General features: G+C 45.5%; 18 protein-coding genes. 7 read left to right on the top strand and 11 right to left on the bottom strand.

What is annotated here, in order from left to right:
* Window positions 1–24 precede the first annotated feature (24 nt).
* Together miaB and ACFBZI_RS05450 are read right to left on the bottom strand one after the other, a co-directional pair.
* Window positions 25–1485: a tRNA (N6-isopentenyl adenosine(37)-C2)-methylthiotransferase MiaB gene (gene miaB / locus ACFBZI_RS05455; RefSeq protein WP_375715391.1), complete on the bottom strand. Its 1461-nt coding sequence runs from the start codon at window positions 1483–1485 to the stop codon at window positions 25–27.
* Window positions 1486–1875: 390 nt separating this feature from the next.
* Complete coding sequence (locus ACFBZI_RS05450; RefSeq protein WP_375715390.1) at window positions 1876–2415, bottom strand: c-type cytochrome; 540 nt, start codon at window positions 2413–2415, stop codon at window positions 1876–1878.
* A 389-nt stretch (window positions 2416–2804) separates the two neighbouring features.
* Here ACFBZI_RS05450 and ACFBZI_RS05445 point away from each other — a divergent pair, with 389 nt between their 5' ends.
* The gene (locus ACFBZI_RS05445; RefSeq protein WP_375715389.1) at window positions 2805–3056 is read left to right on the top strand and encodes a hypothetical protein; all 252 of its coding nucleotides are present in this window, start codon (window positions 2805–2807) and stop codon (window positions 3054–3056) included.
* Between the two features lie 246 nt (window positions 3057–3302).
* On the opposite strand, the gene rpsU is transcribed toward ACFBZI_RS05445, so the two are convergent.
* The 4 genes from rpsU to ACFBZI_RS05425 all read right to left on the bottom strand — a co-directional run bounded on the left by rpsU (window position 3303) and on the right by ACFBZI_RS05425 (window position 7436).
* Window positions 3303–3518 carry a 30S ribosomal protein S21 gene (gene rpsU / locus ACFBZI_RS05440; protein ID WP_375715388.1) on the bottom strand — a complete coding sequence of 72 codons (216 nt, stop codon included), beginning with the start codon at window positions 3516–3518 and terminating at the stop codon, window positions 3303–3305.
* 327 nt (window positions 3519–3845) lie between these two features.
* Window positions 3846–4835, bottom strand: a complete 990-nt coding sequence (locus tag ACFBZI_RS05435; RefSeq protein WP_375715387.1) for a YadA C-terminal domain-containing protein — start codon at window positions 4833–4835, stop codon at window positions 3846–3848.
* A gap of 288 nt (window positions 4836–5123) precedes the next feature.
* Window positions 5124–6278, bottom strand: a complete 1155-nt coding sequence (locus tag ACFBZI_RS05430) for a dihydroorotase (RefSeq protein WP_375715386.1) — start codon at window positions 6276–6278, stop codon at window positions 5124–5126.
* A 156-nt stretch (window positions 6279–6434) separates the two neighbouring features.
* Entirely contained in the window at window positions 6435–7436 is a 1002-nt protein-coding gene (locus ACFBZI_RS05425) for an aspartate carbamoyltransferase catalytic subunit (protein ID WP_375715385.1), read from the bottom strand.
* Between the two features lie 296 nt (window positions 7437–7732).
* Between ACFBZI_RS05425 and ACFBZI_RS05420 the strand changes: the two genes are divergently transcribed.
* Complete coding sequence (locus tag ACFBZI_RS05420; RefSeq protein ID WP_375715384.1) at window positions 7733–8731, top strand: class 1 fructose-bisphosphatase; 999 nt, start codon at window positions 7733–7735, stop codon at window positions 8729–8731.
* Window positions 8732–8964: 233 nt separating this feature from the next.
* Window positions 8965–9741, top strand: a complete 777-nt coding sequence (locus tag ACFBZI_RS05415; RefSeq protein WP_375715383.1) for a TrmH family RNA methyltransferase — start codon at window positions 8965–8967, stop codon at window positions 9739–9741.
* A gap of 270 nt (window positions 9742–10011) precedes the next feature.
* Here ACFBZI_RS05415 and ACFBZI_RS05410 read toward each other — a convergent pair whose 3' ends face one another.
* Complete coding sequence (locus ACFBZI_RS05410; protein WP_375715382.1) at window positions 10012–10941, bottom strand: electron transfer flavoprotein subunit alpha/FixB family protein; 930 nt, start codon at window positions 10939–10941, stop codon at window positions 10012–10014.
* 63 nt (window positions 10942–11004) lie between these two features.
* Window positions 11005–11754, bottom strand: coding sequence for an electron transfer flavoprotein subunit beta/FixA family protein (locus ACFBZI_RS05405; protein WP_375715381.1), 750 nt, complete (start codon window positions 11752–11754; stop codon window positions 11005–11007).
* Between the two features lie 350 nt (window positions 11755–12104).
* On the opposite strand from ACFBZI_RS05405, the gene ACFBZI_RS05400 reads away from it, so the two are divergent.
* Window positions 12105–12995: a DMT family transporter gene (locus ACFBZI_RS05400; RefSeq protein ID WP_375715380.1), complete on the top strand. Its 891-nt coding sequence runs from the start codon at window positions 12105–12107 to the stop codon at window positions 12993–12995.
* A gap of 215 nt (window positions 12996–13210) precedes the next feature.
* On the opposite strand, the gene ACFBZI_RS05395 is transcribed toward ACFBZI_RS05400, so the two are convergent.
* Entirely contained in the window at window positions 13211–15835 is a 2625-nt protein-coding gene (locus tag ACFBZI_RS05395; RefSeq protein ID WP_375715379.1) for a bifunctional aconitate hydratase 2/2-methylisocitrate dehydratase, read from the bottom strand.
* Window positions 15836–16180: 345 nt separating this feature from the next.
* On the opposite strand from ACFBZI_RS05395, the gene ACFBZI_RS05390 reads away from it, so the two are divergent.
* On the top strand, window positions 16181–16639 hold the full coding sequence (locus ACFBZI_RS05390) for a pilin (protein WP_375715378.1): 459 nt from the start codon (window positions 16181–16183) through the stop codon (window positions 16637–16639).
* Window positions 16640–16990: 351 nt separating this feature from the next.
* Here the strand turns inward: ACFBZI_RS05390 and hemH are convergent, their stop codons facing one another.
* Window positions 16991–17962 carry a ferrochelatase gene (hemH, locus tag ACFBZI_RS05385; RefSeq protein WP_375715377.1) on the bottom strand — a complete coding sequence of 324 codons (972 nt, stop codon included), beginning with the start codon at window positions 17960–17962 and terminating at the stop codon, window positions 16991–16993.
* Between the two features lie 69 nt (window positions 17963–18031).
* Window positions 18032–18223, bottom strand: coding sequence for a hypothetical protein (locus ACFBZI_RS05380; protein ID WP_375715376.1), 192 nt, complete (start codon window positions 18221–18223; stop codon window positions 18032–18034).
* A gap of 284 nt (window positions 18224–18507) precedes the next feature.
* Between ACFBZI_RS05380 and ACFBZI_RS05375 the strand changes: the two genes are divergently transcribed.
* Window positions 18508–20097, top strand: a complete 1590-nt coding sequence (locus ACFBZI_RS05375; protein ID WP_375715375.1) for an alpha/beta hydrolase family protein — start codon at window positions 18508–18510, stop codon at window positions 20095–20097.
* A gap of 263 nt (window positions 20098–20360) precedes the next feature.
* A complete protein-coding gene (gene lipA / locus ACFBZI_RS05370; RefSeq protein ID WP_375715374.1) occupies window positions 20361–21425 on the top strand; it encodes a lipoyl synthase in 1065 nt (354 codons plus the stop codon).
* The last annotated feature ends 36 nt before the right edge of the window (window positions 21426–21461 follow it).

Raw genomic sequence — 21461 nt, 5'->3', positions numbered from 1 at the left:
TGTCCTTATGCGATTTTGAGCGATTTAGCCCAATATCTCTAGCAGCTCACCTTCGACCAGATGCATGCTGATGGCATTGGTGATTTTAACCAAGACAAATTTGCCCAAAAGCTCATCACCGCCCTTAAAAATCACCGAGCGAGTGTTGTCCGCTGTGCCATGCAGATAACCTTCACGGCGGTTGGCACGCTCTTCGACCAGCACACGCACGCTTTGACCGACCATCGCTTGAGTTTTGGCAAAGGTGGATTCTTTGATCACTTCTTGAAAGATAGCCAAACGCTGTTTTTTGGTCTCAAGGCTGACATCATCAGGCAAATCTGACGCTGGTGTGCCGGGGCGTTTTGAATAAATAAAACTGTAAGAATGGTCAAAATCCAAATCTTTGGCAAGATTTAGCGTATCGGCAAAATCCTGCTCCGTCTCCCCCGGAAAACCGATAATAAAATCACTGGACAGATGCAAATCTGGGCGAATTTTTCGCAATTTGGCGATTTGATCGAGATAGACATCGACCGTGTGATTACGCTTCATCGCCGCCAAGATATTGTTTGAGCCGCTTTGGATTGGCAAATGCAAATGCGACACCAGCTTATCAATGTGTTGATAGGCATCGATAATATCATCGGTGAATTCCAGTGGGTGGCTTGTGGTATAGCGAATCCGCTCAATGCCGTCAATGTGCGAGACATAATGCAGCAGCTCACTAAAGCGGCAAATGCTGCCATCGTCTTTTTCGCCACGGTAGCCATTGACATTTTGACCAAGCAGGTTAATCTCACGCACGCCCTGTTCGGCAAGGCTGTCAATCTCCGCCAGCACATCATCAAGCGGACGAGACAGCTCTTCGCCCCGTGTATAAGGCACGACACAAAATGAGCAGTATTTTGAGCAGCCTTCCATGATGGACACAAAGGCCTTGTAGCCTTCGACTTTTGGCTCAGGCAAAAAATCAAATTTTTCGATACTTGGGAAGGATACATCGACCACGCCGATGCGGTTTTTGGGCAGCTCGTTGGTGTTGGTTTTGGCCTGTGCGGTGGTGCTGTCGTACAGCTCTGGCAAGCGGTGCAAGGTCTGCGGCCCAAACACCATATCCACATAAGGAGCCCGCTTTTGGATATTATCCCCTTCTTGGCTGGCGACACAGCCGCCGACACCGATGACCAGATTGGGATTTTTTTCTTTGAGTTTACGCCATCTGCCAAGTTCGCTAAACACTTTTTCTTGTGCTTTTTCACGAATCGAGCAAGTATTCATAATCAGCACATCGGCATCATTAATATCATTGGTAAGCACCATGCCATGACTGCTGCCCAGCACATCGCCCATTTTTTGACTGTCGTATTCGTTCATCTGACAGCCTTGTGTAACGATATAGACTTTTTTGGGAGCGTTTGCCGTTGTCGGTTCGGCAATGGTTTGCGTCTGGCTGGCAGGGGTTTGGGCGGTGTGTGCTTTGGGGTTAAACATAGCAACGGTCATGGTTTTCTCCAAGGGTTTGCCAAAATCAAATCATGCAAAAATCATATAAAAATATAAAAATGCAACAAAAATCATGCAATGGTACTAAATCCGCCATTATAACACAGGCCAATCTAACTGTCATGATGGCAGATTGATAATACTCATCACGCCATCATTCCCTGTTTTTATTTTAAAAACTTAATCATACCACAATCATAAAACTTGTCAAAATATCATCTCATAATACACGCAATGATGATAAATTTATTTTATTATCTAAAAAACAAAACCCAAATCCGCCACACCAAAACATCGGTGCAAGCAGGATTTGGGTAAGTTTTTAGCCGTCAGCAAATACCGCCAAAATCGCTCAAACTTGACTTATTTTGGACGGATATTTGCAGTATATTATTTGGCTTGTTCAAGCATATAATTCACCGCTGCATAAACTTCAGGCTCGCCAACATCGCCAGTGGCTTGTGCTGGCATTTTGTTAAAGCCTTTGGCAGCGTGCGTGTGCAGCGTATCGACACCTTTGGCATCTAGGCGTTTTTGCCATTCAGCTTTGTCGCCAAATTTCGGTGCGTCCAGCAGACCTGTGTCATGGCAAGCCTTGCAAGTTTGCTCATAGCGTGCCTTACCTTCGGCGATAGACAGTGCTTCTACTGGTGCAGCAGTGTCGGCAGTGGCTTCGGCAGGCTGTTCTGCGGCAGGCTCTTCGGCTTTGGCGTCAGCGTCAGCTGCCATCTCATCGGCAGGCTTAGCTTCTTCGCTTGGTGCATCAGCAGCAGGCTGTTCGCTTGGCTGTGCTTCAGCTGGTGCAGCGGCAGTCTGGTCAGCTGGCTTGGCTGGCTCTGCTGCTTTATCGTCGCCACCGCAAGCAGACAAAATTGCCGCAAGACAAACTGGCAAAATCAAGTGTTTGGCATTCATCGTTACCATTTTCATAATCATCACCCTAAAATTGCATCGTGTGGCGATTGGCTGCACAATGCGAACTGATTTATTTTTATGCGTAAGCGACAGGCAATGATACGCCCACCACTAACAAAAATATTTTAACATATCTATTGATAAAGTACAGGCATTTTATACATTTTATATCTATCTTTTGTTATCGATGGTAATCATTGGTAAAATTGCTCATGCTCCATCAATGCCACCCAGCCACCGCATCAATTTGTCTATCGCAAAAATTACAAAAATACTAAGCAAAGCCAAATAGATAATGTTATAATTGCCTGCATAAATTTACTGTTTGTAAATGCCGTTTATATCTTTTTAATCAAGTATTTTTGATTAACGAAATTTTAACCTTGTCTTGTTAAGGAATTTTTATGAAACTTATCGCAACAGGCATCGTGGCTGTTATCGCTCTGACTGGCTGCAATGCAGTAACCGCTACCGCCGACAAAATCATGAACAAAAAAAGCAACTTCTCATTGGTTGAGACCACCACCTACCCTGTTGGCGAAGGCCCTAATTATGATGCTGATGCCAAAAAAGAAGCGGCTTTGGCAGATATGCAAGCCACTCAAGCTGAAAATGCCCAATACCCAAAAGGTGAGCCTGCACCAGCTGCTCAATAATAACTGATAATTTGCCCATCATCAAAGCTGAGATTTGCCAAAATCGTAAAAATAAGCTTGATTATTTGGGTGTTTATCAACAATGCGGATAAGTCATTTGTCCGCATTTTTTTATTTTTGATGTTTTGGCTTTTGGCGTTTTGACCTTTGGTGCTTTGACTGCTAGCACAAAAACTCCAGTCAAAACAAAACCCCAGACGATCATCTGGGGTTTATTCATGCAATCATATGATTGCACCTGCAAGATTAGTACTTGCGAGCGTGGCGAACTTGCTCACGATAGACTTTTTTCTTGTAACGCTTAACCGCAGCAGCTTTTTTGCGTTTACGCTCTTGGGTTGGCTTTTCAAAAAATTCTTTTTTGCGAACATCTGCCAATACACCTGCTTTTTCACAAGCACGCTTAAAGCGGCGGATTGCGATATCAACTGGTTCGTTTTCTTTTACCTTTACTGAAGGCATAGGATACTCCATAATAAGACGGGTGGCATCAATCTGGCTGTATTATAATGTATAGCACCACTGTCTTGGGTGGGCATCAGCTCAGACTGGAATCAAGCCAACGCAACAACGCATTGGCACTTTTTTCAAATCAGCTTTAATAAATTGCGATAAATAGAAAAAAGATTGCCAATTATACCGCAATTTTTAATAAAAAACAAGTCAAAATCTATCAAACTTGAGTGGTTTTTATTGATGCACAAGATATAAAACCAACAAAAAAAAGAGCAATGAATAAACTCATTGCTCTTTTGCGTAAAATACTATCTTAAATAGCTATTCTACAAATTACCACTCAAAGTTTACGCCAAGGTTGTAAGCAGCAGAGTTACCGCTTGTGCCAAACGCCACGCCTGCTTTGGTTGCAACTTTTTCGTTGAAACGGTAGCCTGTACCGATTGCTAGAGCAGATTCAGACTTGTAGCCACCCACTGCCAATGTCAAGTTTGCTTTACCAACTTGATAAGGTTGGAACAAACCAGTCAAAGCTGCTTGAGTTGCCAAGCCACGCTTCATTTGCTCATCTAGCTCTTTGATGTCTTGAGCGTTTTGGTTGATTTTAGCATTGGCACTAGCGATAGCGTTGTTTGTTGCTTGGTTATCAGTAGTTCTGTTTGCTACAACAGTTTGAGTTAGTGCTGCGATGTCAGCTTTGTTTGCATCAATTGCAGTATTGGCGGCAACTTTGTTTGCTTCAACAGTGTCAGCTAGCGTTGCGATTGAAGTTTTGTTTGCTTCGATGTCTGCGGTGTGTACATCATCAAACAATTTATTGACGCTATCTTTATATTCTTCAATACCTTTTAAAGTAGGTAACGGAGCAACTGCAAGTGGTTTTACACCAACTGTAGGCACTTTTAGACTTGGGTTATTTGCATTGGCAGCCTCACCAAAAGAATATACTTTTTCTTTATCTTTGGTTGGGGTAGCATCTACCAAATTATAACTTGGTGCCTCTGCAGGTACAGCAGATACTTTTGGTTTGGCAATATTAGTTTTAGGATCTAGGACGATGTCGCCAACTTTTACATTAAGATCTTTCTTGTCTTTTAATGCAATTAGAGCTGAAGCGTCAAGCGTTGGCTTTTTCACAATTAGCGTATCGCCATTAACTGCTTTATTGGTATTAATAACCGCAGTGTTTGTAAGAGAAGTGGTAGTGCCTGATGCGTTAGTTACTGTAGGGGGGGGGGTAGAATCTGCTGCATAAGCAACATGAGCAGTGCTTGCAGCGATTGCCACAGCCAAAGCAGTTTTGATGGTTGCGCTTTTCATCATTGAATAACCTTTTGAAAAATTAATGAAACATTATCAACATTACCCAAAGCGGTATGTGGGATAACTTATATTATATAATCTTATCAAACCTATATACAATTTGCTAAATTATAATATAAGCATATCCCAGTTACAGATTTTATAGGTAAAACAAATAAAAAGCAACTATTAATTCACAATATTGGTACATAAAATAAACTAATGCTTACATAATATTACGCATATAACATTACATATATCTTTATGTATATAAATGATGCTGCTTAATTGCCCCAATATCAATCAATATTAGCCAAAAAACACCTGCGTAACGCCGCCTGTCAAAGTACGCCCAATAAATGGCGTGTTTTTGCCTGCTGATTTCATGGTGTCTTTGCTGACCGTCCAAGTCTTATGCGGATCAACCAGTACCGCACCGCCAATGGCTTGGTAGTTGTCAATGCCAGCGATTTTAGCAGGATTTAGGCAGATTTTTTCAATCAATTGCTCGGCAGTCAAGCTACCATCTGCCACCAGCTGACAGCCCAAAGCCACAAAAGTATCAAAATTGCTAATCCCCGGCGTGCTTTCGGCAAATGGTGCTTGCTTGGCACTGGACGACAGCGGCTCATGATGGCTACAAATGGCATCAATCGTGCCGTCTTGCAGACCCTTAATCAGGGCTTTTTGGTCGGTATTACTGCGAAGCGGTGGCAAAACATAGGCATTGGCGTTATAGCCTTCGATGTCGTCATCGGTTAGGTGTAGCTGATGCATGGCGACATCGCAGGTGATGGGCAGACCTTTTTGTTTGGCTAGGCGGATCAGCTCCACCGATGTGCGGCAGGTGATTTGGCTAAAATGTGCTCGAATGCCTGTTTCTTCAACCATCAAAATTTGCTTGGATAACGCAATGGTCTCTGCCAGCCACGGAATACCGGGCAAGCCATGAAAAGATGCAATATAACCATCATGTGCCACGCCGCCATGCGACAGGCTCGGCTCATTGGGATAAAAAAACACCTGCAAATCAAAAGTCGCTGCATATTCTAGGCAACGCAGCAGCACCAAATCATTACTAAAGCCAGCACCAGCATTGGTTACAGCAATTGCACCACCTTGTTTTAGCCCTGCTAGGTTGGCAGGCTGCTCGCCTTTTAGCCCTTCGGTCAAAGCCCCCAAAATGTGCAAATGTATGCCGCCGTCCGCCAACGCCTTTTCTCGCAAGCCCTTAAGCAATGAGCCATTTTCCAAAATCGGACTGGTATCAGGCGGCAACACCACATGCAAAATGCCGTTTTCTCGTGCCGCTCGCCCTTCTGATGCCAGCGTGCCATGCGACTGATGCCCCGGCTCTCTTAGACGGGCACACAAATCAACGATGGGCGGAATCAGCCATTGATTGTTGGTATCAACTGCACTCAAATCTGGTTGTTGCCAACCTTGCGGAAGTAAATTTTTCATCTTTTTTCCTAATTTTGTCATCTTTGGGCATAAATGGGATTTGCCAAAATTTTTATTGTTGCATTATCAAATTGTCAAATTATCAAACTGCCAAATTGTTAAGCCATCAAATTGCCCAGCTGTCAAATTGCCAATTATCAAACCACAAACCGTCAATTAGCCCAATTTAGCTCTATCTTGCCCTGCCATCGCCATTGCCATGACCGCCATACGCACAGCGATGCCGTTATTGACCTGCTTGAGAATAACCGACTGCTCGCCATCAGCCACACTTGAAGCAATCTCAACGCCACGATTCATCGGGCCTGGGTGCATAATCAAAGCACTGGGGCGAGCTTTGGCGACACGGCTTTCGGTGATGCCGTACATCTTAAAATACTCGCTGGTCGATGGTAAAAGCGGCGAACCGATTCGCTCATTTTGGATACGCAGTCCAATAATCACATCGGCATCGACCACGCCTTTATCAATGTCTTCAAAAACCGCCACGCCATAACGCCCAATGCCTTTTGGTAGTAAAGTCTTGGGGGCGATAACACGAATGTCCTTGACACCCAAAGTCTGCAAGGCGGCAATGTCTGAGCGTGCCACTCGGCTGTGCTTGATGTCGCCGATAATCGCCACAGACAGCTCGTCAAATGGCTTCTTGGCTTCACGGTGAATGGTCAGCATATCCAGCATCGCTTGGGTGGGGTGGGCATGCCAGCCGTCGCCTGCGTTGATGATGGCGACATTTGGCGTAACTTCGGTTGCCATAAAATGTGCCGCCCCTGATGCACTGTGGCGTACCACAAACATATCAGCACTCATCGCTTCTAAGTTCCACAAAGTATCACGCAAAGTCTCGCCCTTATTGGTCGATGAACGAGCAATGTCCAGATTTAGCACATTAGCACCCAGTCGCTTTTGAGCAGCTTCAAAAGTGGTGCGTGTGCGAGTGGAATTTTCAAAAAACAGATTCATCACCGTCTTGCCAGCCAACTCATCGGTATTAATCAGCCTGCCGCCATCATCAAAATAACCCATGGCCTTATCGATGATATTCTCAAGTTGGGTGCGGCTTAGGCCTTCAACACCCAAAAAATGACGAATGCCGCCATCATCGGCCAGTTGCGGCTGTGCCAATTGGGCGTTTAGGCGTGCTTGAACGGTGGTCATACGCAGGTTTCCTTGTGTGGATTTGTTTTAAATTTATCTTATCAATGCTTAAAAGTACTTGCCATCGCTGATTTTAAGAGATGATTTTGGTGTTTGATAAATATGGCGAAAACAACTTGGGCAAAAAATAAATTAAGATATTTTAGCAAATTTCCCCCTGCTAAAACAATGGCAATTTTGCAAGTTTTCTGTGGCAAATCATGCTACAATATCCCAGCGTGATGACAATACCGATATAAATTCACATCAGCCCATCAGTCACGATTTGATAACTATCAATTTATTAGGATTTATTCATGACCACACTTGCTCAATACCTAGAAAGCCACGCCACCAAGCCGATTGCCAGCACCATTACCACGCTTGCCACTGCCAGTATTTCTATCAGTCATCTGCTCGCCAAAGGAGCGTTGGCAGGCATTCATGGCGAAGCAGGTAATGAAAATATCCAAGGTGAAGCCCAAAAAAAACTAGATGTCATTTCCAATGATTTGCTCTTGGGGGCATTGACCGCCAACCCACACTGTGCTGGCGTTGCATCAGAAGAGCTGGACGAGATTAGCCCTGCCAACTGCGATGGTACACTGCTGGTAACTTTTGACCCTTTGGACGGCTCAAGCAACATTGACATTAACATGACCGTGGGGACGATTTTTTCGGTTTTGCCTTATCATCGCACAGGCGATACCGCCACCGAAGCGGACTTTTTACAAGCAGGCAGTCAGCAAGTGGCGGCAGGTTATTTTATCTATGGTACTTCCACCATGCTGGCACTGACTTTGGGTAAGGGCGTGGCGATGTTCAGCTTTGACCCAAGTACCCAAACTTACATCTTAATCAATGACAATGTTACCATCAGCGAATCCACCGCCGAATACGCCATCAATGCGTCCAATTATCGCTACTGGCTGGCTCCAATGAAAGAATACATTGACGGCTTGGTCGCAGGCGACACTGGCGTACGAAATAAAGACTACAACACTCGCTGGGTGGCGGCGATGATTGCCGATGTGCATCGCATTTTGATTCGTGGCGGCGTGTTTATGTATCCATTTGATACCAAAATCGCTGGCAAAGCAGGTAAATTACGCCTGATGTACGAAGCCAATCCGATGAGTTTTGTCATTGAGCAGGCAGGCGGAGCAAGCACCGATGGCGTCAAGCGTATCATGGACATCGCCCCAACGCACATTCACCAGCGTATCCCTGTGGTGCTGGGCGCAAAAGAAGAAGTGGCGTTTGTCAAAGCCTTGCACGACAAAGCAGGAATTTTGGCAAATGGCGACAAGGCATAATCTGCCTATCTGACAATCTGACTAATAAAAGCACTACTTTTGTGGTGCTTTTTTAATCTTATTATTAAATCACTGTCAAACCCTTGGCAAATTGTTGGCAAATCATCGCTCAAGTGTCATCATTCAAATACCAAAGCAAACAAAGTGATAAAAATCATTGAAAAATCCGAATCACCAAAAAATATGGTAAAATATCGCAAATTACACCTTATTTTTAAGATAGCATAAACACCATGAATCCAATCACTTCTCCTGCCAATCCCACCGTTAAGCACGCCCACGCCCTACTGACTCAGCACCGCACTCGCAAAAAAAGCGGACAAACCGTCATCGAAGGCGTGCATCTGCTGGACGCTTATCTTAATCAAGGCTTAACAGTAACCACTGTCATCGTCAGCCAAACCGCCAGCGAACACCCTGAAGTGATGCCTTTGCTTGGGCAAATTGACACGACAAAAATCACCATCATCACTGATTCGCTGTACAAACAGATCCGCAGTCTGGGCGATGGCGTGGACATCATGGCGGTGATTGATATTCCCAAACATCATCTGGGACAAATCACAGGCGACTGTCTGATATTAGACGGTCTGCAAGACACAGGCAACATCGGTACGCTACTGCGTACGGCGTCCGCTGTCGGCATCACCACCGTCATCACCACGCCAAACACCGCCCATTTGTGGTCGCCCAAATGCTTGCGTGCTGGCATGGGAGCAAATTTCGCCTTGCAAATCTTTGAGCAAATCCCCCATGATGAGATTTTTGCCAAAGTCAAAACGCCGCTATACGCCACCAGCAGCCATACCGATAAGGTGATTTATCATCACAATCTACAAAATCCCATCGCTTGGGTGCTAGGGCATGAAGGTCAAGGCGTGTCCCAACAATTTTTGGCACAGGCGACTGCCATCGCCCTACCGCAGCCCAACGGTCAAGAAAGCCTTAATGTTGGCGTGGCAGGCTCGATCTGTTTTTATGAAATGCTCAGACAGCGGCAATACGGCTGATTGTCCTGCTGTTGCATTTTTGCCACTCTTTTAAAACATCAGTTTTAAACATGGTTTTTTAAATATCAGTTTTAAATATCAGTCAAATTTTAGTAATTTTGTATAATTTGGACAATTTGAATAAATTTTTTGGTTTTTAACAATTTCATTGTTGGTTTTAAAAATTTAAAATAAAAAAAACACATTTGGCAAGCCACCAAATGTGTTTTTGTGATAGACAATCTTAATCATCAATCATCTTAATATCATATTAATATAATTGATATTATCTTAAAGTTTTTCGGTCAGCTCAGGCACGACGCTGAACAAATCACCTTCTAGGAAATAATCTGCCACGGCAGCAATCGGTGCTTCTGGGTCGTTGTTGATTGCCACGATGGTTTTTGAGTCTTTCATACCTGCCAAATGCTGAATCGCACCTGAGATACCGACGGCGATATATAGGTTTGGTGCGACGATTTTACCCGTTTGCCCCACCTGCATATCATTTGGCACAAAGCCTGCATCAACCGCCGCACGGCTAGCACCGACCGCTGCACCCAATTTGTCCGCCAATGGCTCGATGTATTTGGTAAAGTTCTCACCGCTTGCTAACGCACGACCGCCTGAGACGACGATATTGGCAGAGGTCAGCTCTGGACGGTCAGACACCGCCAGCTCTTCTTTGATAAAGCTGGATTTGCCAGCGTCAGTGGCAACAGACACTGACTCAATCGCTGCCGAGCCAGTCAATTCAGCAGGTTCAAAGGCGGTAGCACGCACAGTTAGCACAACAACCGATTCGCCAGATTTGACTGTGGCAATCGCATTGCCTGCATAAATCGGACGCTCAAAAGTGTTGGCATCAATCACAGCGGTGATGTCAGAGACCATGCTCACATCAAGCAATGCCGCCACTCGTGGCAAAAAGTTCTTGCCAGTGGTGGTCGCTGGAGCGACAATGTGGCTATAACCTGCCGCCAAATCCTTGACCAGCAATGAGACATTTTCTGCCAACTGATTGGCATAGGCGGCATTATCCGCCAGCAATACTTTGCTCACGCCTGCGACTTTGGCGGCTTGGTCGGCCACCGCTTGACAGCCTGAGCCAGCCACCAACAAATGCACATCGCCACCCATCAAAGCTGCGGCAGTTACTATTGATAGCGTCGCTGATTTTAATTCATGATTGTCATGTTCTGCATAGACTAAAATTGCCATAATTTATTATCCTAATGATTTATTCCAAAATTCAAACAACAAAAACAATGGTTGATAACACGATTAGATCACACGAGCTTCATTTTTTAGCTTATCAATCAGCTCATCGACCGATGCCACTTTAACACCAGCCGAACGCTCTTTTGGTGCAGTTACTTTGATGGTTTCAAGTTTTGATGTCATATCCACGCCAAAGTCTGCTGGTGTTTTGGTGTCCAGTGGTTTTTTCTTGGCTGCCATGATGTTTGGCAATTTTGGGAAACGGGGTTCGTTCAGACGCAAATCTGTGGTAATCACCGCTGGCAATGGCAAGGCAACCGTTTGCAGACCACCATCAATCTCACGAGTTACATTGACCGCACCGCCATCAACCACCACTTCTGATGCAAAAGTGCCTTGACCCACACCCATCAAAGCAGCCAGCATTTGACCAGTTTGATTATTGTCATCATCGATGGCTTGTTTGCCAAGCAGTACGATTTGCACGCCTTCGGCTTCTGCCACGCCTTTTAGGATTTTGGCGACTTGTAGTGGGTGTGCTTTGGCGTCAGTTTCAACCAAAATGCCACGATCCGCCCCCAATGCCAATGCCGAGCGGATTTGTTCGCTAGCTTGACTGGTGCCGACAGAAACGGCGATAATTTCACTGGCTACGCCTTTTTCCTTGAGTCGTACAGCTTCTTCGATGGCAATTTCACAAAACGGATTGACCGACATTTTGGCATTGGCAAGCTCAACGCCTGATTCGTCTGCTTTGACACGCACTTTTACATTGTGATCAACAACTCGTTTTACCGCAACTAATATTTTCATGAAGTCCTCTTGTTTTGTTTACACTGATAAATTGTTGGTATTTGATTTGCATTTATACGCATTTAAAATGTTTGCATGGATAAATGCTGAATGGCTAATACAATACACATTTCACGCCACTTTGTAAACCTTATCAAGCAAATTTTCATCGAAAAAATGGCAAGTTTGACCAATGGGTCATTTTTGTAACATGGTTTTGCTTTTATCGTCATCGTCATTGAGTGAAATGGCTGCCAAATTTTGGCAAAATCCAATCTGCATTTGGTCATTCGTGATACAATAACGCTTTGCCGCCAAATATTTGCCATCAAATAAAACGGCTACTTTAGCTTTTGAGCTTTTGATAAATTATGAAAAAATTTAACTCACTCAGCAGCCAACAACAAGGCTATCTGTTTACCGTGATTACCATGTGCATCTGGGGCAGTTTTAGCCTACTGGCACGCATGAACGCCTATTGGCATATCCAAGTTTGGGACATACTGCTGCTGCGATTTAGCATTGCCACTTTGGTGCTGTTGCCGATTTTATATCTCAAAAAAGATTACCGATTTTTGTGGGATTGGCGAATGCTCGTACTGGCACTGACAGGCAGTATTGGCTATTGTGTGTTTGTTTATAGCGGATTTTTTCATGCTCCTGTGGCACATGGCATTGTCTTTTTAAATGGCACTTTCCCGCTGTTTGCGGCACTGATTGGCTATCTCGCCCTTGGACAGACGATCGATAGACAAACTGGCATTGGGCTTGCCGTCATCATCTTGACGCTGGCGGTGATGGTTGTGATGATGGCCAATGGCTCTGGCAGCTTTGGTATCGGTGATGCGATGTTTATCGCCAGTGGCATTTGTTGGGGTCTGTTTTCGGTGCTACTTCGCAAATGGTCGTTTTCGGCTTGGCACATCATGTGCGGCGTCGCCATTTGGTCGAGCGTGATTTATCTGCCTTGGTATTGGCTGTTTGTTACGCCTGCTTTTGATGCCGCCACGCCTGCACATTTGGCTATCCAAGGCGTATTTCATGGCATTTTTGTGGTGATTATCGCCACACTGACCTACGCCAAAGCCGTGGCTCAAATTGGCGTGTTTAAGGCAGGCAGTATCGCCAATTTGGCACCATTTATTGCCAGTCTTGCCGCTGTACCACTACTTGGCGAGACGCTCAACCCAACGCTGGCATTTGGTTTATTTGGCATGGCTTTAGGGGCGTTGCAGCCATGGCGTTGGTTTATTCAGCGGTGATTTTAATAAATCAAATAATTAAATCATTACCAAATGTTTAAATCAAATTCACTTGCCAAAACCACACTTTTTATGATTCATTTTATCCAGTTTAATTTCTTTAATTATCAATAAAATTTAAAATTAAATCTGATTTTAATAATTTATTCAATAAAAAACACCGCCATCAATGTGATAGCGGTGTTTTGGTCAGTTAATCAGGCAATATCTGCCGATTAGCTCAACTGTGCTACGCTGATTTTGTCAGCTTTGTCAGTGTAGTCGGTCATGTGGTCAAAGTTTAGGTAGTTATAAACTTCAGCCTGCATGTTGTCCAGTTTACCAGCATATTGTTGGTATTCTTCGACCGTTGGCAATTTGCCAAGCACTGCCGCCACAGAAGCCAATTCAGCAGATGCCAAATAGACATTAGCACCTTGACCCAAGCGGTTCGGGAAGTTGCGTGTCGAAGTCGAGACGGCTGTTGAATTTGGGGCGATGCGTGCTTGGTTACCCATGCACAGTGAGCAGCCCGGCATTTCGGTGCGTGCACCCGCTTGGGCGTAGGTATTATAATAACCTTCGTCCATCAACTGGCGTTCGTCCATCTTAGTCGGTGGAGCGATCCACATGCGAGTTGATAGGCTACCTGCTGGCACTTCTGACAACAATTTACCTGCGGCACGGAAGTGGCCGATGTTAGTCATACATGAGCCGATGAACACTTCATCAATCTTATCGCCAGCAACTTCAGACAACAACTTGGCATCGTCTGGGTCGTTCGGACAGCATAGGATAGGCTCTTTGATTTCTGACAAATCGATTTCGTACACTTTGGCATATTCAGCGTCAGCGTCTGCTTTCATTAGGCTTGGGTTGTCCAGCCATTTTTGCATATTTTCGGCACGGCGAGACAAGGTACGAGCATCGCCATAACCTTCGGCAATCATCCATTTTAGCATGACGATGTTTGAGCGTAGATATTCGGCCACTTTTTCTTCTGATACCGTAATGGCACAGCCTGCTGCCGAACGCTCTGCTGATGCGTCAGACAATTCAAACGCTTGCTCAACAGTCAAGTCATTTTCCATCTCGGTCAAGTCAATCTCTAGGATACGACCAGAGAAAATGTTTTTCTTGCCTTTTTTCTCAACAGTCAAATCGCCTGCTTGGATAGCATAGTAAGGAATGGCATGTACCAAATCACGCAAGGTGATGCCGGGCTGCATTTTGCCCTTAAACTTGACTAACACCGACTCAGGCATATCCAGTGGCATCACGCCAGTCGCTGCAGCGAACGCCACAAGGCCAGAACCTGCTGGGAATGAGATACCGATTGGGAAACGAGTGTGCGAGTCGCCACCAGTACCCACAGTGTCAGGCAGTAGCATGCGGTTTAGCCATGAGTGAATCACACCATCACCTGGACGCAAGCTCACACCGCCACGGTTCATGATAAAGTCAGGCAATGTGTGATGCGTGATGACATCGATTGGTTTTGGATAAGCGGCGGTATGGCAGAACGACTGCATCACCAAATCCGCTGAGAAACCTAAGCATGCCAAGTCTTTTAGCTCATCACGAGTCATCGGACCTGTGGTGTCTTGAGAGCCGACAGTAGTCATCTTCGGTTCACAATAAGTGCCTGGGCGGATACCTTGACCATCTGGCAAGCCGCAAGCACGACCGACCATTTTTTGTGCCAAAGTAAAGCCTTTGCCAGTGTCGGCAGGTTGTTCAGGCTTACGGAACAAAGTCGAAGGCTCAAGACCCAAGGCTTCACGAGCTTTGGCAGTCAGGCTGCGACCGATGATTAGGTTAATACGACCACCAGCACGCACTTCGTCCAGTAGTACTGGTGTTTTTAGTGGTGATTCGGCGATTTGCTGGCCGTTTTTAAAGGCAGTAACCACAGCGGTTTGATGGTTGATTTTTAGGGTAACTTCATCACCCATATTCATATCAGTCACATCAATCTCAACTGGTAAAGCCCCGGCATCTTCCATGGTATTAAAGAAAATTGGAGCAATTTTACCACCTAGGCACACGCCGCCGTCTTTTTTGTTTGGAATGTGTGGGATTTCATCACCAAAGAACCAAAGTACTGAGTTGGTCGCTGATTTACGGCTTGAGCCAGTACCGACCACATCGCCGACATAAGCAACAGGATTGCCTTTGGCGATAAGTTCTTTGATTTGATTAAGTGGGCCAACTTCGCCTGGTTTTTCTGGATTGATGCCATCACGAGTGTTTTTTAGCATGGCGTTGGCATGCAATGGAATATCAGGACGGCTCCATGCGTCTTGTGCTGGCGACAAATCGTCGGTGTTGGTCTCGCCTGTCACTTTAAATACAGTAATGGTGATTTCTTCTGGCACATCATCACGGCTGGTGAACCACTCTGCTTGGGCCCATGATTCTAGCACGGCTTTGGCGTTGGCGTTGCCTGCTTTGGCTTTTTCTTCGACATCGTGGAATGCATCAAACACCAGTAGTGTCTTTTTGAGTGCTTCGGCTGCCAATCCGCCAAGCTCGGCATCGTCAAGCAGCTCAATCAGCGGTGCGACATTATAGCCGCCAAGCATCGTGCCTAGTAGATAAACTGCACGCTCTTTTGAAACCAATGGCGACGCCGCTTCGCCTTTTGCCACTGCTGACAAAAATGCTGCCTTAACATACGCTGCTTGGTCAACGCCTGCAGGCACACGATTTTCAAGCAAATCCACAAGGTAGGCTTCCTCGCCTGCTGGTGGGTTTTTTAGCAGTTCAACCAAGTCTGCTGTTTGTGCATCGGTTAGTGGTTGTGGTGGCACGCCTAATGCTGCACGCTCTTCAACATGAGCTCTGTATTGTTCTAACATAGCAATCCTCTTTATTTACAAAATACCCCAATCGGTGCTTGCAAACTGACAGTCAGCCTGCAAGTGCCTAGAGATCATTTAGACACGCTTTGTGACGAAATACAAAAATGACTTCTTTGGCTATAATAATAACGGAAATTACCAATAATTACAAAAAATATCCCACGATAATCAACATTTATTTTGTAAATACCCCAAAAAAGCCTTGATGATGTGCCGTTGTGTCAAATTTTTGACCACTTAACCAAAATGGGCTTGTTCCATGCTGTTATTTATGGCAAAATTTATGATAAAATCCGATACTGTTTATTCTAAAATGACATTTTAAAGGTTAAAGGACGGCGAATGAAAGCTCAGCAAGGTTTTACTCTGATTGAATTGATGGTGGTGGTGCTAATCATTGGGATTTTGGCGGCATTTGCCATTCCGCAGTACCAAAAATACACCGCCAAAGCACAAGTTACTCGTGTGCTGCTAGAGACCAGCGAATTACGCACGGCGGTTGAGATGTGTGTCTTGCAAGGCATCACCGAGACGGATAAATGCGATGGTGTCAAGAACGCACCAAAAAGCGACTTATTAACAGGCGATAAACCCGTTGTAACTTTTGGTAGCGACAAGGACAAAACCCTGACCATTAAGGCAACTTTTGGCAACAAGGCCGCTACCAATTTGCATAACAAAGAAATCACTTGGAGCAATGATGATAATAAGGGCTGGGAATGTGGCAGCACTGTTCCTACGGATTATGCTGGCACAGGTTGTGAATTTGGCAAAGAATCCGTGCAACAGTCAGGTCAATAAAGGTTTTTAATACTGTTTACTAAATACTACTTAGTAAATGCTACTTAGCAAACAGCATTTGGCCGATTTTATCAGACATTTAAATTGTCCAAACGGTTTAAACGATAAAATGATTTAAACCGTTTGAGCTTAAACAGCCTAAAATCAAAAACGCCACAAAATACCCAAAAATCACAGCTTGGGCTTTTGTGGCATTTTCTTTGGTTTTTGGTTGGTTGAAATAATCTTGATTGAAATGATTTGGTAGATAATTTTAGCAAATCAATTCGTTAATTCACTCAATTTACTCAATGTATCAAATGCACTAACTGCCAATTTTTATTAGCGTTTATAATTGATATTGATAAGTAGTCATAAATACGGCTTAACCAGCTCTGCCATCATCTGAATGTGTGTCTCGTCGGTGTTTAGTGCTGGGATATATTCGTACTGTTTGCCGCCAGCATTGATAAAATTGTCTAGGTTTTCGACCGCCAACTCTTCTAGCGTCTCCAAGCAATCCGCCGAAAACGCTGGGCTAATCACCTGCACCGATGCCCCTGACGCTCCCCAATCGGCAAGCAGCTCATCGGTATAAGGCTTGAGCCACTCTTGTGCACCAAATCTAGACTGAAAACTGACCGCCCATTCGCCTGTGCCTAAGCCCAATCTGTCCGCCAGCAGTGCGGCTGTGGTGCGGCATTGTTCAGGGTACGGATCGCCTTTGTCGGCATAGGGCTTTGGGATACCGTGAAAGCTCATCAACAGCCTATCTGCACGCCCATGATTTTGCCAATGACGCTCAACGCTTTGGGCTAAGGCTTCGATGTATAACGGATTGTCGTGATAATCTTTGATAAAATGCAGCTCAGGCATATTGCGGCTTTGGGTCAAAAGCATCGCCACCTTATCAAAAGCGGCGGCGGTCGATGTCGCCGAATATTGCGGATATAAAGGCAGCACCACCAAGGATTCAAAGCCTTCGTCCATCAGCTGACCCATCACCGACTTGATCGATGGATTGCCGTAAGTGGTCGCTGCACGCACTGGCACGCTGATGCCTTGAGCTGTCAATAAATCCTGCAAATGACGAGCTTGTTTTTGCAAAATCACCAACAGTGGCGAACCGTCTGGCGTCCACACGCTTTGATAGGCATGTGCCACACGCTTTGGGCGAGTGGTCAGCACAAAGGCATTCAAAATCGCCTGCCAAATCAGCTTGGGTATCTCAATCACACGAGTATCGCTCAAAAACTCACGCAAATAACGCCGCACCGCTTGTGGTGTCGGTGCGTCAGGCGTACCCAAATTAACCAGTATCACGGCAGTTTTTTTATTCATCATAATAATTAATATCAGTAATAACAGTAATAATAAAAATTAAATTAACCAACTTAAATAAATCGGCAAATATCAAAATATCAGGCAAATGACACCACTTGGCAAACAATCCATCAAAGCCACGCATTTATCATCAAAACCAAAGGCTAAGTTTAGCATTTTTTTGGTCAAAAATCTGCTTTTTTGCCCAGATTTGCCGATAATTTCAAAAACCGGCTGTACCAAAATCTGCTCAATCATGATGGCATGACTGTCTTTCTCCAAATTTTAGCCAAGTCTTGCCTGCATTTTTAGCCAAATTTTTGCCCAAATCTGCCAAATTTTTGTATAATTTTCCTTTTATATCATTGTTATCTTATCAATCTTTGATAAACTTGCCAAAATACCACCACTTAACCACGCCAAATAAGTCGCTTGGTTAAATTTTTTAACCATTTATCAAAAATTTATCAAGTATTTACCCAAGCGATTTTGGTGATTTTTTGATAAAATTTGCCAAAATTTTAACCATTTATTCTTAATTTATCATTTAAAGTTAATACAGTTTTATGAAAATAGATAGTTTAAAACCGCCACATCGTATTTTTGACAAATCACGCCCAAAAGCCGCCTTGATTGCCCTTGGTATGCTTGGTATGACTACCATACTGGCTGGCTGCTCACCCAAGAGCGAAACAGACGCACCCAGCCACAACGCCGAGCCCAGCAGTCAAGCGTCTGTCAAGCCAGCCGATACCAATACAGCGGATAACGCTGCCAAAGTGGTTGTTCGTGATTTTAATTTTGGGACGCTGTCGGCAGGCGGTGTCGAGATTCCGCAGCAGGGTTTGCTGATTTTGCCTGATGATACCAAGCAGCACCCTGTGATTATCATCAGCCATCTGCGAGCCCCAAACTGCGATGATAACGAATTTGCCTATCCTTGTCCCAAAGGAGCCCAGCCCAGACGATTTGACCACGGCATGCAATATCTTGGCGAAGCACTGGCCAAGGCAGGCTATGCGGTCATCATTCCAGATTTGAGCGTGATATACAGTGGCGTGGCAACTGGCGAGCTGTCAGGTCAGCAGGCACTTTGGCGGCAGGCGATGACACAAATCATGGATAAACTGCAAGCCGATAATGACACCGCCAAGCGAATGGATTTTGGGCAAATTGGGCTGTTTGTCCACTCACGCTCGGCAGAGATGGTCAATACCGCTGCCGAATTGTTCGGTGAGCGGCTGCGTGGCGTGTTTGGCTATGGGCCGTCTGCCGAGACCAACGACTTTGACCACATTTCGCCGCCGCCTGCCGATGTGCCATATTTGGCGGTACTGGGTAAACTTGATGCCGATGTCAATCAAGCCGCCACCCAGTGGCTGGGGCATTGGCTGGACAAACCACGCCAAAACGCTATCAGTGTCGTCAGCATTCCAGGTTTTGGCCATAATTATATCAATCGCACCTTAAGCAGCATTGGCTTTGATGACCGTGTCGGCTGTGATATGCTGGCGTGTGCCGATGTCGATGCCCACGAAAAACTGGTTACTGATGCAGCGTTATCATGGTTTGATGCCACGCTAAAATCAGCACCGACCACCCTGCCACAAGCTGCCAGCGATGCTTTGCCTGATACGATTTTTGGCATTGATGCTGAGTGGCTAAGTGCCACACCCATGGCGATTGCCACGGTCAATTATGATGACTTTGTCGCTGATGGCGATACACTAAGCCTATGCCGTCATGCCAATTTGATGACTCGTGAACAAGTCAAAGCTGCCTGCGATGAGCCAGAGCTTGGTGTCATCAGCACCATCACCCACATCGCCAAGCTCACCCACGCCCATGCCAATATCCAAGTCGCCAAAGCCAGCGGCATGGCAATCCACCTATCGCCTTGGGGCAGTCGTGATACCAAGGTCAATGATGGTGTCATCACCATCACCCTTAGCACCCAAAGTGGCAAAACCGCCACCATCAACACACCGCCACAGGCTCACGCCTTGCGTGATCAAGCCGATGAGTTGAGCAATGGTCTGTACCAATTAGGCACGATACGCCTAAATCTGCCCGATGACTTGGCAGGCGAAACCATCAGCAAGATTGCCATTGATAGCCGTCTGCCGATTGAAGTGCGGAGCGTGGATTTTTATTGATGGCTTAAATTGACAAGTTAATAAGTTGATGAGTTGATAAATTGACAAACTGATAAATTAACCAATCCCAGTCGTCCAGCCTGCCAATTTACCCAATTTGTCCAATCTGGCTTTTGGTTGGTGGATTTGACCAATTTGGCAGCAATGCCGATGATTTTTGGCAAATTGGGCAATTTTTGGCTTGGAATTTTTGCCAAAATCCCAATAAATTAGCGTATAATGGCAGATATTTTTACATCATTTAGCACAATTAGGATACAGCCGTGAGCGTCCAAACTTTTATCCCAGAAGCCCGTCCCGCCCCAAAAAAAGCCGTCCAAGGCGAAAAACTGCGTGGCTACGACAAAGTGGCTCGCATTCCCATCAAGGTCATTCCAACGGTAGAAACGCCCAAAAAACCTGACTGGATTCGTGTCAAATTGTCCAGTCCTGCCGAAGTTGAGCGCATCAAATCCACCCTGCGTAAACAAAAACTCTACACCGTCTGCGAAGAAGCCGCCTGCCCTAACCTGCCCCAGTGCTTTGGTGATGGCACGGCGACCTTTATGATTATGGGCGACATTTGCACACGCCGCTGTCCATTTTGTGAAGTGGCTCACGGCAGACCCAATCCGCTTGACAAGGACGAGCCACGCCACACGGCAGAGACCATTTTGGGACTTGGACTAAAATATGCCGTCATCACCAGCGTGGATAGAGATGATTTAAAAGACGGCGGTGCTGGGCATTTTGTAGAAGTGATCCAAGAATCCAAGGCACTAAGCCCAAATTGCCTGATTGAAATTTTGGTTCCTGATTTTCGTGGGCGTGAGCAGTTGGCGATTGACCTGCTTGCCGAAACTGCCCCAGATGTCTTTAACCACAATATTGAAACTGTGCCACGCCTGTATAAGGCATTTCGCCCCGGCTCAGATTATCAGCACTCGCTTAAGCTGCTCAAAGACTACAAAGCTCGCCGCCCAGATGTGGCGACCAAATGCGGCTTTATGGTTGGGCTTGGCGAAACCGAAGAAGAAGTCTATGCCCTGCTTGACGACCTAAAAGCTCACGATGTGGACATCATCACCATCGGGCAATATCTCGCCCCAAGCAAAAACCACGCACCTGTAGATCGCTATGTTCACCCTGATGAGTTCGCTCGCTACACCGAATACGGCAAAAAATTGGGCTTTTTTAACATTTGGGCAAATCCGATGGTACGCTCAAGCTACTTTGCCGACCGTCAATACTATGGCGAAGACTGTCCGCCACCAGCTCGCAGTGCCAAAGCCCTTGCCGAAGAAAAATTGGCAAAAGCCGAGCGTGGTGAGAAAGGTGGGTGTTTTTGACTCGGCTTAAGATTGGAATAAAATAATCTTGCTAAT

The organism is Moraxella marmotae (genome assembly GCF_042219885.1).
Taxonomy (GTDB): Bacteria; Pseudomonadota; Gammaproteobacteria; order Pseudomonadales; family Moraxellaceae; genus Moraxella; species Moraxella marmotae.
This window is presented reverse-complemented; position numbering and strand designations above follow the sequence as displayed.

Excerpts from the sequence above, each read along its gene's own strand:
- ACFBZI_RS05400 (WP_375715380.1), top strand. The coding sequence starts at position 12,105 with ATGAAAAAATTTAACTCACTCAGCAGCCAACAACAAGGCTATCTGTTT.
- ACFBZI_RS05410 (WP_375715382.1), bottom strand. The coding sequence starts at position 10,941 with ATGGCAATTTTAGTCTATGCAGAACATGACAATCATGAATTAAAATCA.
- ACFBZI_RS05450 (WP_375715390.1), bottom strand. The coding sequence starts at position 2,415 with ATGAAAATGGTAACGATGAATGCCAAACACTTGATTTTGCCAGTTTGT.
- ACFBZI_RS05390 (WP_375715378.1), top strand. The coding sequence starts at position 16,181 with ATGAAAGCTCAGCAAGGTTTTACTCTGATTGAATTGATGGTGGTGGTG.
- ACFBZI_RS05405 (WP_375715381.1), bottom strand. The coding sequence starts at position 11,754 with ATGAAAATATTAGTTGCGGTAAAACGAGTTGTTGATCACAATGTAAAA.
- rpsU (WP_375715388.1), bottom strand. The coding sequence starts at position 3,518 with ATGCCTTCAGTAAAGGTAAAAGAAAACGAACCAGTTGATATCGCAATC.
- ACFBZI_RS05420 (WP_375715384.1), top strand. The coding sequence starts at position 7,733 with ATGACCACACTTGCTCAATACCTAGAAAGCCACGCCACCAAGCCGATT.
- ACFBZI_RS05395 (WP_375715379.1), bottom strand. The coding sequence starts at position 15,835 with ATGTTAGAACAATACAGAGCTCATGTTGAAGAGCGTGCAGCATTAGGC.
- ACFBZI_RS05425 (WP_375715385.1), bottom strand. The coding sequence starts at position 7,436 with ATGACCACCGTTCAAGCACGCCTAAACGCCCAATTGGCACAGCCGCAA.
- ACFBZI_RS05445 (WP_375715389.1), top strand. The coding sequence starts at position 2,805 with ATGAAACTTATCGCAACAGGCATCGTGGCTGTTATCGCTCTGACTGGC.
- hemH (WP_375715377.1), bottom strand. The coding sequence starts at position 17,962 with ATGATGAATAAAAAAACTGCCGTGATACTGGTTAATTTGGGTACGCCT.
- ACFBZI_RS05415 (WP_375715383.1), top strand. The coding sequence starts at position 8,965 with ATGAATCCAATCACTTCTCCTGCCAATCCCACCGTTAAGCACGCCCAC.
- ACFBZI_RS05375 (WP_375715375.1), top strand. The coding sequence starts at position 18,508 with ATGAAAATAGATAGTTTAAAACCGCCACATCGTATTTTTGACAAATCA.
- ACFBZI_RS05435 (WP_375715387.1), bottom strand. The coding sequence starts at position 4,835 with ATGATGAAAAGCGCAACCATCAAAACTGCTTTGGCTGTGGCAATCGCT.
- miaB (WP_375715391.1), bottom strand. The coding sequence starts at position 1,485 with ATGACCGTTGCTATGTTTAACCCCAAAGCACACACCGCCCAAACCCCT.
- ACFBZI_RS05430 (WP_375715386.1), bottom strand. The coding sequence starts at position 6,278 with ATGAAAAATTTACTTCCGCAAGGTTGGCAACAACCAGATTTGAGTGCA.